The organism is Rhodococcus sp. NPDC059968, assembly GCF_042738615.1.
Classification (GTDB): domain Bacteria; phylum Actinomycetota; class Actinomycetes; order Mycobacteriales; family Mycobacteriaceae; genus Rhodococcus_F.
The window spans coordinates 1-15,479 of the sequence record NZ_JBHWUE010000100.1 but is presented as its reverse complement, the minus strand read 5'-3'; the positions used below and the strand labels follow the sequence as shown (position 1 = coordinate 15,479).

Annotated in this window: 10 protein-coding genes and 2 pseudogenes; 9 read left to right on the top strand and 3 right to left on the bottom strand. The window is 65.8% G+C overall.

Annotated elements, in window-relative coordinates:
* The first annotated feature begins 1,276 nt into the window (after positions 1–1,276).
* From ACFWAY_RS43765 to ACFWAY_RS43755, 3 genes and pseudogenes are all read left to right on the top strand, one after another.
* Positions 1,277–1,624, top strand: a complete 348-nt coding sequence (locus tag ACFWAY_RS43765; RefSeq protein WP_378457586.1) for a WhiB family transcriptional regulator — start codon at positions 1,277–1,279, stop codon at positions 1,622–1,624.
* 20 nt (positions 1,625–1,644) lie between these two features.
* A pseudogene (locus tag ACFWAY_RS43760) lies at positions 1,645–1,833 on the top strand (DUF4193 family protein); the annotation flags it as partial.
* A 300-nt stretch (positions 1,834–2,133) separates the two neighbouring features.
* Positions 2,134–2,731, top strand: a pseudogene (locus tag ACFWAY_RS43755) (IS3 family transposase); the annotation flags it as partial.
* A 492-nt stretch (positions 2,732–3,223) separates the two neighbouring features.
* Here the strand turns inward: ACFWAY_RS43755 and ACFWAY_RS43750 are convergent.
* Together ACFWAY_RS43750 and ACFWAY_RS43745 are read right to left on the bottom strand one after the other, a co-directional pair.
* Positions 3,224–6,193 carry a UPF0182 family protein gene (locus ACFWAY_RS43750; protein WP_378514893.1) on the bottom strand — a complete coding sequence of 990 codons (2,970 nt, stop codon included), beginning with the start codon at positions 6,191–6,193 and terminating at the stop codon, positions 3,224–3,226.
* 484 nt (positions 6,194–6,677) lie between these two features.
* Positions 6,678–7,562 (bottom strand): class I SAM-dependent methyltransferase, encoded by an 885-nt coding sequence (locus tag ACFWAY_RS43745; protein ID WP_378457584.1) that lies wholly within the window; start codon positions 7,560–7,562, stop codon positions 6,678–6,680.
* Between the two features lie 340 nt (positions 7,563–7,902).
* Between ACFWAY_RS43745 and ACFWAY_RS43740 the strand changes: the two genes are divergently transcribed.
* The 6 genes from ACFWAY_RS43740 to ACFWAY_RS43715 all read left to right on the top strand — a co-directional run bounded on the left by ACFWAY_RS43740 (position 7,903) and on the right by ACFWAY_RS43715 (position 14,863).
* The gene (locus ACFWAY_RS43740) at positions 7,903–8,052 is read left to right on the top strand and encodes a hypothetical protein (protein WP_009473232.1); all 150 of its coding nucleotides are present in this window, start codon (positions 7,903–7,905) and stop codon (positions 8,050–8,052) included.
* A gap of 483 nt (positions 8,053–8,535) precedes the next feature.
* On the top strand, positions 8,536–9,504 hold the full coding sequence (locus ACFWAY_RS43735; RefSeq protein ID WP_378514892.1) for a PucR family transcriptional regulator: 969 nt from the start codon (positions 8,536–8,538) through the stop codon (positions 9,502–9,504).
* A gap of 302 nt (positions 9,505–9,806) precedes the next feature.
* On the top strand, positions 9,807–11,192 hold the full coding sequence (locus ACFWAY_RS43730; protein WP_378514891.1) for an MFS transporter: 1,386 nt from the start codon (positions 9,807–9,809) through the stop codon (positions 11,190–11,192).
* A gap of 72 nt (positions 11,193–11,264) precedes the next feature.
* Complete coding sequence (locus tag ACFWAY_RS43725; protein ID WP_378514890.1) at positions 11,265–12,695, top strand: aromatic amino acid lyase; 1,431 nt, start codon at positions 11,265–11,267, stop codon at positions 12,693–12,695.
* 34 nt (positions 12,696–12,729) lie between these two features.
* Positions 12,730–13,977, top strand: a complete 1,248-nt coding sequence (locus ACFWAY_RS43720) for an NAD(P)/FAD-dependent oxidoreductase (protein ID WP_378514889.1) — start codon at positions 12,730–12,732, stop codon at positions 13,975–13,977.
* A gap of 181 nt (positions 13,978–14,158) precedes the next feature.
* The gene (locus ACFWAY_RS43715; protein WP_378514888.1) at positions 14,159–14,863 is read left to right on the top strand and encodes a hypothetical protein; all 705 of its coding nucleotides are present in this window, start codon (positions 14,159–14,161) and stop codon (positions 14,861–14,863) included.
* A gap of 53 nt (positions 14,864–14,916) precedes the next feature.
* Here ACFWAY_RS43715 and ACFWAY_RS43710 read toward each other — a convergent pair whose 3' ends face one another.
* Positions 14,917–15,327, bottom strand: coding sequence for an aldo/keto reductase (locus ACFWAY_RS43710; protein WP_378514900.1), 411 nt, complete (start codon positions 15,325–15,327; stop codon positions 14,917–14,919).
* Between the last annotated feature and the right edge of the window lie 152 nt (positions 15,328–15,479).

The window sequence follows — 15,479 nt, the reverse complement described above, 5'->3', positions numbered from 1 at the left end:
CGGGATGCGTCGTAGTCGGTGGCCATGACTTCTCCCTGAGTTCGGCTCGGCACCGGATTCCCACCCGCATTCGGGTGCTGTATAGACAACGTCCGGGCGGGCCGTGTCGTGCCCACCCGGGCGAAGTTCGGTGACCGACCAAGTTCGACCCATCGTCGTCATCGCCACATCGAGTGCACTCGACAGCGCGTCCCGCATCGTGGTCGCGGCTGCCCAGCCCCAGACGGCGGCGGGTCTCGTTGCTTCCGCCGGCTGGCACAACGTCACCCCCCACCGTGCGGATGTCCAACGAAGTCTTCGTCTGAGCCGGGATCCTCGGGCGAATCCGATTTCGGACCGCGAAGTGGTCATCTCGCGGTCCCAAACTCCTGGTCGCTGGGAACTGATCACCGGCCGTCGCCCTCGGGTCCTGCTCTTGGGGCTCGGCATCGCGGCGTCCGGTTCTCGCGGGTAGGCCGAGAACAGGCCGGGCTATCACTTGGCCGTGCCCGCCACCATGAGGATTCGGTGCGCTTCCTGAGCCGCCTTTGCCGCCCGGCTACGGGGCGGTTCCTCCGTCGGGAGTTCTTGCCCGCATCATCGCCGACCACAGCGCGATCGCTCTCCTCCACCTGACCGACGTAAGCCGCTTCGACCGAGGGCGGTCCCCGGTGGATCAATCAGTACGGGCAGCTTCGGGGAAGCATCGACAGGCCGACCTGGCCGATCAGCCAACATATGAATTCTCGGGGGCGGAACACAGGGCCAGTCGCTCGCTGACGGCGGTCGCGTAAATACAGCGGATGTGATGCCAGTTACTTTCGAGCGATTCTCGCAATCGTCCGCCTGCGTGCCGATAGCCTCGACATCACACCCTTTCACCAACTCTTTACAGGCGGCACGGGTGTGAAGCATCCGGGTGTCTCCCGGTCCACCGATGTCGAGCCCAGGCATCAACGCACCGACACGCCCACTCCCGTGAACGCGGTGCGCACCGATTACAAGGCCCGAACCCAGTCGGTCGCTGCCGTTACCCGACTGCCTCTCCCGAGGTCTCAGGGAGTGAAACCGCGATGTGCCGAGGGAGCATGTCGCACAACGCTTTACGGACCGCAAAGGACGGTGCGCGCCCGGACCCATTCCGTCCCTCGAAGGAAGTCACGCCAACCCACGCCCCACATCGATTTGCCGTGCACACTCCGTCGGCGACCGGTTTCGGCCCGCCAGCCGCACCCTTGCGTGCCCCGCCCTTTCCGGCGGATCGTAAACGATCGACTCTGAAAGCGACCTATCCGCTGTGCCTGATCATTCGCACCACCCCATCATCGACCGGGACTGGCAGCACCGCGCCTCCTGTCGCGGCGCCGACACCGAGATGTTCTTCTCCCCCGACGGTGAACGCGGCCGCGGCCGTGCCCAGCGTGAGCACGCCGCTAAACAGATCTGTCAGGACTGCCCCGTGCTCGCCGCCTGCCGCGCCCACGCCCTTACCGCCACCGAATCTCACGGCATCTGGGGTGGCATGTCCGAAACCGAGCGCTCCCGCCACACACGCCGTACCCGCCGCGCGGCCCGACCCCCGGGAGCGTGTCGCGGCACGGGACCCTCTAGCCTGGCGGGCCCGAACGCCCAGAGCATGAGGTAAACAGCCATAGCCACCGACTACGACGCACCGAATCCGACGAGTCGACGGACACGTCCCTCGAACAGCTGACCGCCAGCAGGAAAGACACCCAGTCCCCCGTCGTGGACGCCGACACCGCCGAGTCCTTCGAGCTACCCGGCGCCGACCTGTCCGGTGAAGAATTCAGCGTCCGCGTCATTCCGAATCAGTTGGACGAATTCACCAGCGCCCATTCCCCATAAAACGCCATAAACACCGATAGACGGCGAACCATGCATCCAGCGCTCAATCCCATCAAGCCGACCTCCGGGCTTCGCCCTCCCGCCCTGGAAAGCCGGGAGATCGACGAGTTCAAGCTGCCGTCGCGCGCAGCAAGGCACAAACTACGACCGCGGGATGGTCCTGTCCGGACTACATGGCGACGGGAAGACCGCACTCCTCAAACACCTTGTCAGAGCACGCCGAGAACGAGGCTGGCTCACCATCAGCATCGAAGCTCGACCCAACGATTCCGGCATTGAGCCGTCCGGATGTATCGGGACCGAATCAGCGATCACGGAGGCTCGAAGCCCGGTGCTCGCCGCTACGTCGGAGAGTTGCTCGACATCAAGCCGGCGGCGCTGCGCAACTGGATCGAGGCCGCCGATCGGGCAGGTGTTCCTGCTGCGTCTCCGACGGGCGAGCAGGCCGACGCCGACCAGGTTCGACGTCTGCGCAAGGAGAACACCGAATTACGCAGGGCCAAAGAGATATTGAAGACCGCGAGCGCGTTTCGCGGCGGCGGAGGTCGTCCCCCGCAAGCGGGAGGTGCCCCCACGCCGACTGCGGTGATCGTCGACTACATCGACGCCCACCGTTCTCAATTCGGGGTCGACCCGATCTGTGCCGCGCTCACCGAGCACGCCATCAGCATCGCCCCGTCCACCTACTACCGCAGCGTCCGGACCAGTGGTAGGTCGCGACTTCACCTACGTGTGCACGTTGGCCGGGTTCGTCTACACAGCGTTCTGCGTCGACGTCTTCTCCCGCCGGATTCTGGGCTGGCGGGTGATGACCACCAAGGCCACGCCGTTGGTCAGCGGCGTTCTCGAACAAGCACTGTTCACCCGCCGCAGAACTGATTTACGTAATCGACACCGTGAACAGCGTCCCACCGTCGCCTCGGTCCCCGAGGCGGCCTGAACGAAGTCTCCACTCGATCCAGGGCGGTTCATTCGTGCCCCTTCGGCGTGCACGCCGGACTTGGACTTCCGCAGTTCCCCTGGCACGACGGATGTCGGACATGGAGCGGATAGTGAAAGGCATGCCTGACAACCTTCGCCGCGTAATGGACTGGACAAGTCGACTACGGAACGGCTCGAGGAATTTCTGAAGGACCTCGAGCGCGAGGCCGTGCCACATGCGGACCCGGGGAAACGTTCCTCACGTACGACGCACGCGGTTCGAGTTCGATCTTCACGCCACGGCACGCCGCCATCAGGTCGAGGGCGGCGGAGGGACGAGCTGGGGTGCACGCGTGCGCGGCGGGCGGGTGGTCCTGGCCGGCCTCTCCGGCGTCGCCGAATCCATGATTTTCCGTACGGGACAACGCCATTCCGCGGATCGCGCCGAGGGGACGGATCAGTGCGGGGTTCCGCCCGCGGCCAGGTAGGTGTCGATGGCCTGTTGCAGGCGGTCCAGGGCCGCGCCGTAGGCGGTGAAGTCGCCGGTGCGTTGTGCCTCGCGCAGGTTGGCCAGGGCTGCGTTGAGTTCGAGAACCGCCGCGGTCAGCTGGTCCGATGCCGCCGGTGGCGGGGCGGGCGGGGCGCCCGGTGGGGGCGGCGCCGGCGGTTGCCCATCGGTAGGTGGTGGTGTGGTGGCGTCGCCGCCAGGTGCGGTGGCGACGGCGCCGGTGCCGGTGCCGAAGACCTGGTCGAGGGCCTCGGCGAGGGTGGGGGCGTATCCGATCCGCACCCCGCCGGTGCCGGGTTCGCGGTAGCTGACCAAAACCCGGGCCAGCTGCGGGAACGTGGAACCGTTGGGCGTGCTGGTCAAACGTTCGGTGAACACCGGTTCGACGTAGAGGATGCCGCCGTCGGCGATCGGCAGGGTCAGCAGGTTGGCGTAGTAGATCCGGTTGGACCGCTCGAGCAGGGTGCGCTCGGAGGCGACGCGGGTGTCGGAGATCATCGAGTTCTGAGTCTGCCGCGGGCCCTGGGTCTGGGTGTCGGTCGGCAACCGCAAAATGTCGATCCTGCCGTAGTTTTCGGGGTCGGAGTGCACCGAGAGGTAGGCGGAGAGGAATTCCCGGTTGAAGCCGACCATGGCGCTGGAGAGCCGGAAGGATGGGGCCGCGGTGCCGGCGTCGCCGACGAGGACGTAGTACGGCGGCTGCTCCCCGCCGGTGTCGGCGGTCGGATCGCTGGGCACCGACCAGAACGCGTTGGTGGTGAAGAACTCCCGCGGATCATCGACGTGATACTTCGCCAGCAGGTCCCGCTGCAGGCGGAACAAATCCTCGGGGTAGCGGAAGTGCGCGCGAAGCTCGGGCGGGATCGCCTTCGGCGGCTGCACGGTGCCGGGAAACACGCTCATCCACGCCCGCAGGACCGGGTCGTTCTCGTCGACCTGGTAGAGCGTGACGGTGCCGTCGTAGGCGTCGACGGTGGCCTTCACCGAATTCCGCACATAAGACACCTCTTCGAGGGCCAGGGTGCGGCCGGTGTCGGTGACGACCGGCTCGGCGAGTGAGCCGACCTGCGAGTACGGGTAGTGCGCGGCGGTGGTGTAGCCGTCGACGATCCACACGATCCGGCCGCCGACCACCGCCGGATACGGGTTGGTGTCGGTGGTCAGCCACGGGGCGACGTGTTCGACCCGGGTCGCCGGATCCCGGTTGAAGATGATCTTCGACCCCGGGCCGATGGCGCCGGAGAACAGGATGTTGCGTTCGGCGTACCGGGCGGCGAACGCCAACCGGTTGACCCAGCTACCCACCGGCACCCCACCGGTGCCGATGTAGGTGTACTGGGCGGTGTCGGTGTCGTACTCGCGCGGCGGCGCACCCTCCGGGCCGCCGACGATGGCGTAGTCCGGGTCCGCCTGCGCGATCACCTCGCCGAAGTAGATGCGCGGTTGCTCGACCGGAATCACCTGGTCGCCGCCCGCCTGGGACGCGATGTCGCTGACCGCATAGATCGGATACCCACTGTCGCTGCTCGCGCTCTGCCCGGCGGCGTCGCGGACGGCGGCGTTGACCCGGTTGGCGGGGGCCGCGATGAACCCGTTGCCGTGGGTGTAGACGGTGTGCCGGTTGATCCACTGGGTCTGGTTGCCGCTGAGGCTGTTCGGGGACAGCTCGCGGGCGGCGACGATGTAGTCGGCGAGTTGTCCGTCGATGGTGTAGCGGTCGATGTCGAGGTGCTCGGGGAAGCCGTAGAAGTTCTTCAGCTGTTGCTGCTGGGTGAAGGTGCGCGAGAGCACGGCCGGGTCCAGCAGGCGGGCGTTGGCGATGGTGGCGACGTCGGCGGGAATGTCCCGGGGCGGTCGGGTCCCCACCCCGGGGTAGTCGAGGTAATCGACCCGGTCCGGCCCGATTCCGTAGGCCTGCCGGGTCGCGGCGATGTTGCGTTCGATGTAGGGACTCTCCCGGTCGGCGGCATTCGGGCGGACCGAGAACTGCTCGATCAGCGCCGGATAGATTCCGCCGACCAGGATCGCCGAGAGCACCAGCAGTGCCGTGGCCATCGCCGGGATCCGCAGGTCCCGCACAGCGATTGCGGCGAAGAACGCCACCGCGCACAGCACCGCGATCGCGACCATGATCAGCCGGGCCGGCAGCACCGCGTTGATGTCGGTGTACCCGGCCCCGGTGAAGGTGGGCTCCTTCCGGCCGCTCCACAACAAGGAGTACCGGTCGAGCCAGTAGGAGGCGGCCTTCAGCGCGATGAACGTGCCCGCGAGCACCGCGAGCTGAATGCGCGCCGGCCGGGACACCTCGATGACGTGGTCCTTGCTCGGTGCCAGCCCGATGCCGCCGAACAGGTAGTGAGTTCCCAGGCCGATCAACAACGCCAGGAACACCGCGATGAACAGCCACGTCAGGATCAGCCGGTAGAACGGCAGGTCGAAGACGTAGAAGCCGATGTCGTACCCGAATTCCGCGTCCACGGTTCCGAAGCCGCCCCCGTGCACGAACAGTTGCACCGTCTCCCAACTCGCCTGCGCGTGCAGACCGAACGGCAGCGCCAGCAGCAATGCGATCCCCACCGCGAACGACCGCGGGCGGCGCTGGACCGCCGTCCGGTACCGCTCGAGCGGATCCGTCGCCGAGGCCGAGGCCGCGAACAAGGGGCGGGACCGGTACGCCCACACCATGGCCGCGAAGATCACCGCACCTACCAGCAACGTCACCGCCGTGAACAGGATCAGCCGGGTGACCAGGACCGTCCCCCACACGCGGCGGAAGCCGACCTCACCGAACCACAGCCAATCGGTATACCCCACGACCAGACGCGGCCCTATCAGCAGCAACGCAACGAGCGCCACCGTCACCATGATCGTGACCCGGGCCCGCCGCGGCAGCGCCCGCATCCGGTCGGACGGTTGCATGGCCACCTCCCACGGGTCGGCTCACGAGCGGCCCCGCCGCCGCGGACCCTGCCTCGCCCGATGCAGCGAAGGCGTTCGTATCGCCCATTCTATGCGGCGCCGGGCTCGTCCTGGCCGGCGCGCACTCGGCATCGGATTGGGCGAAGTGGACCCGCGAGTGGAGTGCACCGTGGCGCACTCGCCGAGAGTCCCGACCGGCCGGTGCGGATCGTCTATGACGCTGCTGCAGAGCAGGGTGGAGAGGAGGTCGAACCACCGCCTCGCGGACCGCCCTCGGGTACGTTGACAGCCGGGAGGACAGGGGACAGGCCCCAGACAGGGGTTCGGCCGGGAATGCTTTCACATTCTCGGCCGGATCTCTACTTCTCGAGTCTTTCACCGTTGCCGGCTACCATCTCGATCCGCAACTACCAATGTACGCGCGGACAGCGGTCCACCGCAATGGCTCTCCCCTGCAGTTCATCGCCGCGAACTGGGCCGTGGGTTACTTGACCGCCGTCAGGTACGTGGACCGCTTCGACAGATCGACAAGTTCTTCGGGGAGATCCGGAACCGGCCGGCCGTAGGCAGCCGCCAGCTCGAGCGAATTTGCGCGCCGCACCGACCAGCCGTGCCCGGTCAACCACTGCACCGGATCGGCCCGCTCGTCGCCGTAGAACAGCTCGGAGATGTCGATGTCGCCGAATGGATTCTTGGCGAAATACTTCGCCCTAATGGCCTCGAAGCGTTGCAAATCGGTTCCCGCCGCAAAGTTGTCGACGGCAAGGTGGCTACCGGGGCTGGAAAGCTCGTCGATCCGCTCGAACAGCGCGTCGTGCGCCGCGCCCGGGAGATAAGCCAGTAGTCCCTCCACCGACCACGCGGTCGGCTTACCAGGGTCGAAGCCTGCAGCTTGGAGGGCGGCAGGCCAGTCGTCTCGCAGATCGACGGCCACCGGGCGACGATCAGCCTTCGCCCTGGCCCCGTGATCGGCGAGGACCTCCTCTTTGAAATCCAGCACCTGCGGTTGGTCGACCTCGAAGACCGTCGTGCCGGTCGGCCAGTCCAAGCGGTATGCCCGTGCATCCAACCCGGCCGCGAGGATCACCGCCTGCGAAACCCCCGCGCTCGTCGCTGACGAGAAGAACTCATCGAAGAATCTGGTCCGAAAACCCATGAAACCCGAGAACGGCATGTCTCCCAGCGACGACGGGTCGGCCAACAGCCCGGTGAAATGCGGTTCACCCGCCGCTTCGACGAACCATTGCGCGAAGTCGTCCTGGATCAACGCGTCCGGGCGAACTGTCTCCAACGCCCGAAATGTCGCCACTCCCAACGCGGTCAGGCCCACACTACTGACGATGTCCCAACTATCTCCATCAGTTCGCATCGCTGAAGCGCCCTCCCGAACTCGTCGCGGATTTGGAGTCGACGACCGAGCAGGGCAGACCGGCGACGAGGCCAGCGAAGTTCGGCAAGGCCTCACCGAAATCCGGGCCCAGCGTGATCGACCGAACCCGCGCAATTCTACGCTCGAGCCATCGCAATCAGCCGGAGCCGATTCGCCGACCTCGCACCCGCTCGGTCACATTCCCGGCCACCGCCGAGGTGACCAGGCCGAGTGGCACGGGACCGAACATGTGGTGTACAACATAGTCGGCCACGATGTGAACCAGATCACAACCGTGACCGTGAGGCACACATATCGGTAACCGACGAAAGCAGGACACATGGCGACAACCTCGATTGCCCCGACGACTCCCACCGGACGGCAGACGCCCCGGCGCAGCGGCACCATGAGCACCGCGGAGATCAAGTCGAGGATCGAGGCCATGTTCGCCGACGACCGCAGGCCCACACGCCCCGCGGTCACGAACTGACGAAGCTCGCCCCCGCCGACGACGGGATCGGATGAACACAGCATGACCTGTCCGTCCGATCCCCCGCCGCGCGTCGCGCTCGAAAACGTGCAGCACTGGTAGCCATAGAACAACCGGCCGACCAGTTGTCGCGCACTACGGAGACGTCGGGGCCCCGCATCTCGGGAAGACGACCGGCAGGCTACGGATGAACGATGTCCAGCAGTACGCGGACAGTCTCGCGGATCAGTTGAATCGCTCGATCGAAATCGACGACTGCGGTCTCAAGCCGCTCGCCTTGACCGAGCAGCATGGTGATCTCGACGATGTCCGTGTCCGGTCAATCCTCCAGCGACACTCATCCCCGGAGGTATTCGAGTACGCATTCTCGCTCGATATCGCGCACGCAACCGGACCCGTTCGGTTTCCCGCGAATCCGGCGTTGCAGACGTTGCCTCGGGTGTGCATTCCGATGCGGGCACACGGGGAACTCCAGGGATATCTGTGGCTGATCGACAGCCCGCCTCTGACAGATTCGGCCCGTCGGGATGCGGCAAGACGACGTCGCTTCAGATCGTCCGCGAAGGCCTGGGTGAGCAGGAACGGGGCGGTGACGTTGACGACATCGCAGCAGCGGCCGGCACCGCCTCGGCGATCGCCGAACTGCTCCATCAGCAATCCCAGTCGACGGCCACGGTGCTGGATCGCGAGTCTCAACTCGTGAGCGCACTGCTCGCTCCACCGCACGAGAGCACACCGCCGGCCGAGCTTCTCGGCGATGAACCTCTCCTCCGATTCACCGAGCCCGCGAGTGTGCTCACCATGAGGTTGGCACCGATCGATGCGGGCGGCGGCGAGGCGATCGACGCCCGAGCGATGCGGGGCGCTGCCCAGGAAGTGGCGTACGCCCGGCCGCTGGGCCGTTCCCTCCTTGGGCACGGCAACGACACCATCCACCTGATTGTCAGTGCCGAGGTACACGCTGACCGCCTTCGCCCGTTCCGCCACGCTCTGGCACAGGCAGCCAGGCGACGCGGATGGATGCTGCAGGGAACCGGCACTGGAGGGGCCGCAGCCACTGTCGATGAGCTGCGACGATCCGGAATGCAATCCAGCTATGCGGCAACCGTTGCACACGCGCGGAACATCGAGCAGTTGAGCTGGAACGAACTCGGAGCCGACCTCGTGTTCTACGGACTGCCGTGGACGATGGAAACTCTGGAGATTCTGTTCCCCGGCGCATCTCGTCTGTTCGACGCGGACAACACACTGATTCGCGAGAGTTTGGACGCCTACTTCGATTGCGGCGGTGATACACGCCGCGCTGCCGCCCAACTGGCCGTGCACCGCACCACCCTCTACTACAGGCTCGACCGTGCGCAACAGCTCCTCGGAGAAGACTGGGCACAGGGCGAACGCAGAGCCGGACTCCAGCTCGCCCTCAGATTGGCGATGCTGATCCGTAACACCTGATGCGTGTCGAACAGTCGGATTCGACCGTTCACCTAGAGCTTTCGACAATTTCAGGAACAGACCCCGCCTTCACTCGAACACAGACGGAAGACGCTCCCGCACGTCGTCCGTAGTGTTCGGAATCACAGTCGAGAACGTCGCACCGGTGCCCATGGACGCACCGACAGACCCTCGCCGGCTACGTCAACATGTCGGTTCTCTCGAACACTCGAACGGAGATTCCGGCGGGTGCACGGGCCGTAATCGGCGAGCTCGAGTGTCGCGACTGATGAATTCACAGCCTCTTTCCTGAAGGAGCCCCCGTGGCCACACACGCCCTCGATGACGCGAAACTCTCGCGGTTTCATCTGAAAACGACGCTCTACGGCAATGGCGGACATCTCTGCGATGGGTACATTCTCGGCGCCATTGTTCCCGCACTCCCCCTCTTCGCACAGTCTCATCCAATCGGTTCATTGATGAGCGGATTGATCGGTGCCTCCGCACTGATCGGCGTGTTCCTGGGGAGCTTGGTGTTCGGCTGGGTCACCGACAAGATCGGCCGCCGGCGCATGTTCGTCATCGACCTCGCATTGTTCGTCGTCCTCTCCCTGGCTCAAATTGCGGTCACTGACGCCGTCATGTTGCTCGTTCTCCGGGTTCTGCTGGGGATTGCGGTCGGAGCCGACTACACGATCGCCACGACCCTCGTGGCCGAGTTTTCGCCACGGAGATACCGGGCCACCCTCCTCGCGGTGGGGCCGGCGATGTGGACAGTCGGGTATGTCCTCGCGATTGTCGTCGGAACAGCGCTGGCCGAAGACGGGGGTGACGACGCCTGGCGCTGGATTCTGGCAACCAGCGCAGTCCCCGCACTCATCCTGCTCGTTCTGCGCCGGAATACGCCCGAGTCACCGCGCTGGCTGGCTCAGAACGGACGGGCAGAGGAGGGCCTCGCGATTCTGCGGAAGCACGTCTCCCCGACCGCAACCCTCGCCGACCTCGCCGAGGAGGAGGAAGCGGAATCGTCTGGTTCACTGCGCGACGTGTTCGCCGCACAGCACCGCAAGCGTCTGGCATTCGCGTGCCTGTTCTGGTTCTGCCAGGTCGTTCCCTATTTCGCCGTCTTCACCTTCCTCCCCACAATCCTCGAATCACTCGACATCGAATCAGGCTTCTGGCAAACCACGACTGTCAACCTCTTCCTTCTGATCGGCGGCGTCGTCGGCATCGTCACGATCGGCAAGATCGGTCGACGCCCCTACACCCTGATCTCCTTCGCACTCCTGACCGCATCGACACTGGCAATCGGCCTCTGGCAGAGCGCCCCCGCGGGCTATGTCATCGCTCTCTTCGCACTGTTCGCACTCATCTCGTCGGCGATGGCCGCACTCGACACCGCCTATCCCAGCGAACTGTTCCCGACCAGCATCCGCGCATCGGCGACCGGAATCTGCGTGTCCTTCAGCCGAATCGGGGCAGCGATCGGGACGCTTCTGCTGCCGGTAGGAATCGAGAAGTTCGGAGCACACGGGGCCACGCTGATCACCGGTGTGGTGGCTGGTGTCGGTCTTCTGATCAGCATCGCCTGGGCACCGGAAACCGCGGGCCTGACCCTCGCACAGGCCGCAGCCGACACCGCGGAAACGCCGCAAGAATCCGCCAGCGGCAGTCCTGACAGCAACTCGCCGTTCGTCACTCAGGCGTAACCCGAACCGACGCCGTCGGTCAGCCGACCGACCGGCGCCATCACAGCCCAACTCTCACTCGGAGGAACCTTCATGACTGTGCTCATCGACAGTAGCGACGACCTCACCCTCGACAACATCGCTCGGGTGGCCTGGATGGGAGAGCCGTGCAGCATCAGCGATCGCGCACTGAGTGTCATCCGGTCCCGTCGGCAAGAGTTCGTCGACTTCGTCGAACAGAACGCGGATCGTCATCTCTACGGAATCACCACCAGACATCATGTCGGCGCGAAATCCGTTCTCGGCGAGGATGGCCGCGCGGAGTTCGCCACCCGGCTTCCGTCGACACCCGCCACCGTCGGCCCGCGGCTGCCTGAACGCCTCCTCCGCGCCGTCGTTCTTGCACGGCTCGCAGACGTGCTGAACGGGACGGCGTGCCTGCGGGTGGAAACTGTGCACCGGCTACTCGACCTGCTCGAAACCGATCTCCCACCGGTTCCAGCCCGCGGAAACGGCGAGCCAGGCGACATCATCCCCCTGGGTCACCTGCTCCGGACCCATTTCGACGGAACGCTCGAGATCGGCGAGGGGATGGCACTCATCAATGGTTCCCCAGTGGCTGCGGCGGCCCTGGGAGACGCAGCACTGGCCGGACGGCATCGAATCACCGTCATGGAACAGATGATGGCGCTGGGCGCGGTGGCGATCCATGCCCCGGCGGCTCACTACGCCCCCGAGCTCGAGGCCGCCTGGCGCGACGAACACCAGGCCGAAGCCATACACAACATCCGCCGACTCATCGAGACCGACGACCACTCATCCGAACTCCCCTATCAAGCGCCGGTGTCCTTCCGCAGTGGGCCCCGCGTCATCGGGTGGGCACGGCGGGCGCAGGCAGCCGCCGAAGAATGCGCCGAGATCGCGCTCTCGGCGTCATCGAACAACCCCATCTTCGTCGGCCCGGCTATCCATCCGCCCCTCGGTGCGATCCTGTCGAACGGCGGCTACCACAACCCGCTCGTCGCTCCGAGTCTCGATTCCCTCGCTCGCACGTGGGCCGATGTGTGCCAATTGGTTACGGCCCAAGTCAATCGAATCGTCGAAGATCCCCGCGGGCTTGTGGCTACCGAACCCGAATCCCAGGTCAGCTTGCTGTATATGACGTCAGCGGGATGGGCCGAAGAGGCGCGCGCCGCTGCCACGACGTCGCTGATCGGCCTGGGCGGAGCAGGTCAGACCGACACGGGGACACCCGACCTGCTTGCGTGGCGGAAGGCGCACGATGCCGGTGCAGCGCTCGACAACAATCTCGCCGTCCTCGGAGTCGTGTCCAGCCACGCACTCGCCCGCACGGGACAGCCAGTGCCACAACGGCTCGCCGCGCTCAGCCGGCAGATCCTTCAGCGATTCCCCGTCGGAAGCGCGCCCGTCGACTTCGGGGCACAACTCGAGTCGGTCGTCGACCTGCTCAGCCGACCCCGAGACGACGCGGCGACGGCCATTTCCGAGTTAGCCAATACCTGACTCTCTTTCACCGATAAACACGAAGGGAGATGATATGACAGTCGCAGTGATCGGCGGCGGGGTCGTGGGAATGACTACAGCGTGGAGCCTTCGTCGGCGCGGTGAGGACGTCACTGTCATCGAACGCGGTTCGCTCGGCCAGTCGGCGTCGGGCGTCAATGCCGGTTGGATCACCCCCTCCCTGTCGACCCCCCTCGCCTCACCCGGTGTCGTCGGACTCGGACTCAAACACGCCTTCGACCCGAATGGCGCCTTGTCCATCCGGCCGCGTCTGGACACCGACTGGATCCGTTGGCTGTCGAAGTTCGCCCGAGCCTCCCGGCCCTCGGCGTACGAGCGCGGAGTCCGGGCACTGTTACAGCTCAATAGCCACACTCTCGAGTTGTTCGACGAGTTGCGCGATGACGGTGTCGATTTCGAGATGCACTCGGCCGGGTTGCTCGCGCTGGCACGGTCCTCCGACGGCCTGAAATGGTTCACCCAGCTGTTCGACCAACTGCTCCCGATGGGCTTCCCCGGCGGCGTCGAATACCTGTCCGGCGACGAAGCGCGTCGACGCGACGCTGCCGTGGGGCCCGGGGTGCAGGTTGCCGCCCACACCTCGATCGACCGACACGTCAACCCGGAATCCCTGCTCCGCGGTCTGCTCGAGAGGGTCACCGAAATGGGCGTTACCGTCCTCCACCACACAGCCGTGGAGGCCGTCATTCCCGGAGGCGCGAGGTGGTCGATCAGAACGCCGGACCACTCCTTGGACGTCGACCGCGTGGTCATAGCGCTCGGTGCCGCGACAAACGCGCTTCTCACTCCCCTGGGTATCCGGTTGCCGATCATCGGGGCCAAGGGGTACTCGATCGACGTCCGGGGGGCCGGTACCTCCCCGCGCCATGCGCTGTACCTGATGGAACCGAAGCTGGGACTGAGCCCGTACCACGACGCGATACGCATCGCCGGCGCATTCGAACTACCTGCCCGCGACGAACGGGTCCCCGAGCGGCGGATCCGACGCCTCGTGGACCAGGTACACCCCTACTTGGCAGGATGGTGCACGGACGCAGATGTCGACATTCGTTCCGGTAGGGCCGGATTGCGCCCCGCCACACCGGACAGCCTGCCGTTCATCGGCCCGGTTCCCGGTCACCGCGGCCTCTACATTGCGGCCGGCCACGGCATGCTGGGTGTCACCCTGGCACCTGCCACAGCTGAGGGTATCGCCGAGATGGTCACCAACCGTCGCATCCCGGAATCAATGCTTCCTTTCCAGTTGGCAGGACGCATCTGATGACAGAAGCAGACTCAGTCGAGCGTCCGCCGGTGGACGAATGCCCCACTGTGAGCGAGATAATCTGGCCACAGGTACACGGAACGGACGGTGCGCGAATGTAAGCTCGTCGATCTCGGCGGACCTGATCACTGACGGGACGCACGGATGACCACAGGATCGCAAGGGAGGACGTTTTCGAATGCGACGCGTCGTACGGGCGTTCTGGGGGCCGCGGCCGGAGCCGGTCGAAACGCTGGCGGAACGGTGGCGGCAGACGCTGGGGCAAGTCACGGAGCTGCTGCCAAGGGCCGCGTCGCCGGTGCGAGGCGAGTGGCGGCAGGTTCACGCGTCGGGACCGGATACCGCTTGTACGCCGGACGCGCTGACGGCGGTTCTCCTGGACGCGCAGGGCGCGGAGGCGTGGTCAGATCTGATCGGGACCGGATTGAGACTGATACACACCGGGGCGGACGGGTGGGCAGTGGAACTGTCCGGCGTGGCCGGTGGGACCCCGCAGTTTCTCCTGCAGTCGCTGGTGATGACGGTCGACGCGCCCGACGGCGCCGTCGTCCCCGAATCCGAACTGCTCGCGTTGCTTGCGTCGGTGTGGGAGCCGGACTTCGGCGACGTCAGCGACGACGCCATTCTCGATGCCCTCGAAGACGAAGCCGGATTCACCGTCGGCGATCCTGTCGTCGGCCGGTTCGGCTATCTGTGTGCAGCCCGCGCAGCCCTGGTACCCGACGGCCTGGAGACGGTCCGTCAAGATATGTCAGACTGCGGCATGCTTCTGCACATCGCAGCGCTGGGCGACATCGACGCGGTAGTTCGCGTGTACGGCCGGCTACGGGACGCCGGCGCACTCGCGCCGCTGCCACGGCCGCTGGATCGGCCAACTCTGTGAAGGTCGTGCGACCACGATATCGTCGACGTGTCACCCGCACCGACCGCTGCCGTCTACGTGAATGACACTGCAGGCCAACAGAAGTGAGCGCAGGGTGGAAGGTCGACGCAGTCAGGCGGCGCTCCGTTCAGCGACGGGTCGACGACGCAGGGTCGGGCTCTCGATGGCGGGGGCACATACGCCTGGTCGAGCGTGCCGACGTCGGTGCCGGGCGGGACGATCTCGTCGATCCGGTCGAGGATGTCGTCGGTGAGTGCGACATCGATGCCGGCGAGAAGGTCGTCGAGGTGGCTCATCGTGCGCGGCCCGATGATCGCGCTGGTGACGCCCGGGTGGGCGATCGTGAATGCCATCGCGAGATGTGTCATCGGCATTCCCCCCTCTTGCGCGAGTGGGATGAGCTGCTCGACGACGTCGAGGCGATGGGCGTCGGTGAGGTGTGTGAAGAAGGCCGCACGGCGCAGGTCGTTGTTCTGCCCCTTGCGGACGCATCCGGTGAGCAGCCCCTGCGCGAAGGGACCCTGAATCGCCCTGGATCGAGTGGAGACTCCGGTTCAGGCCACCTCGGGGGTTGAGGCAGCCGGGGGACGCTGTTCACGATAGCGGGTCTCGTACC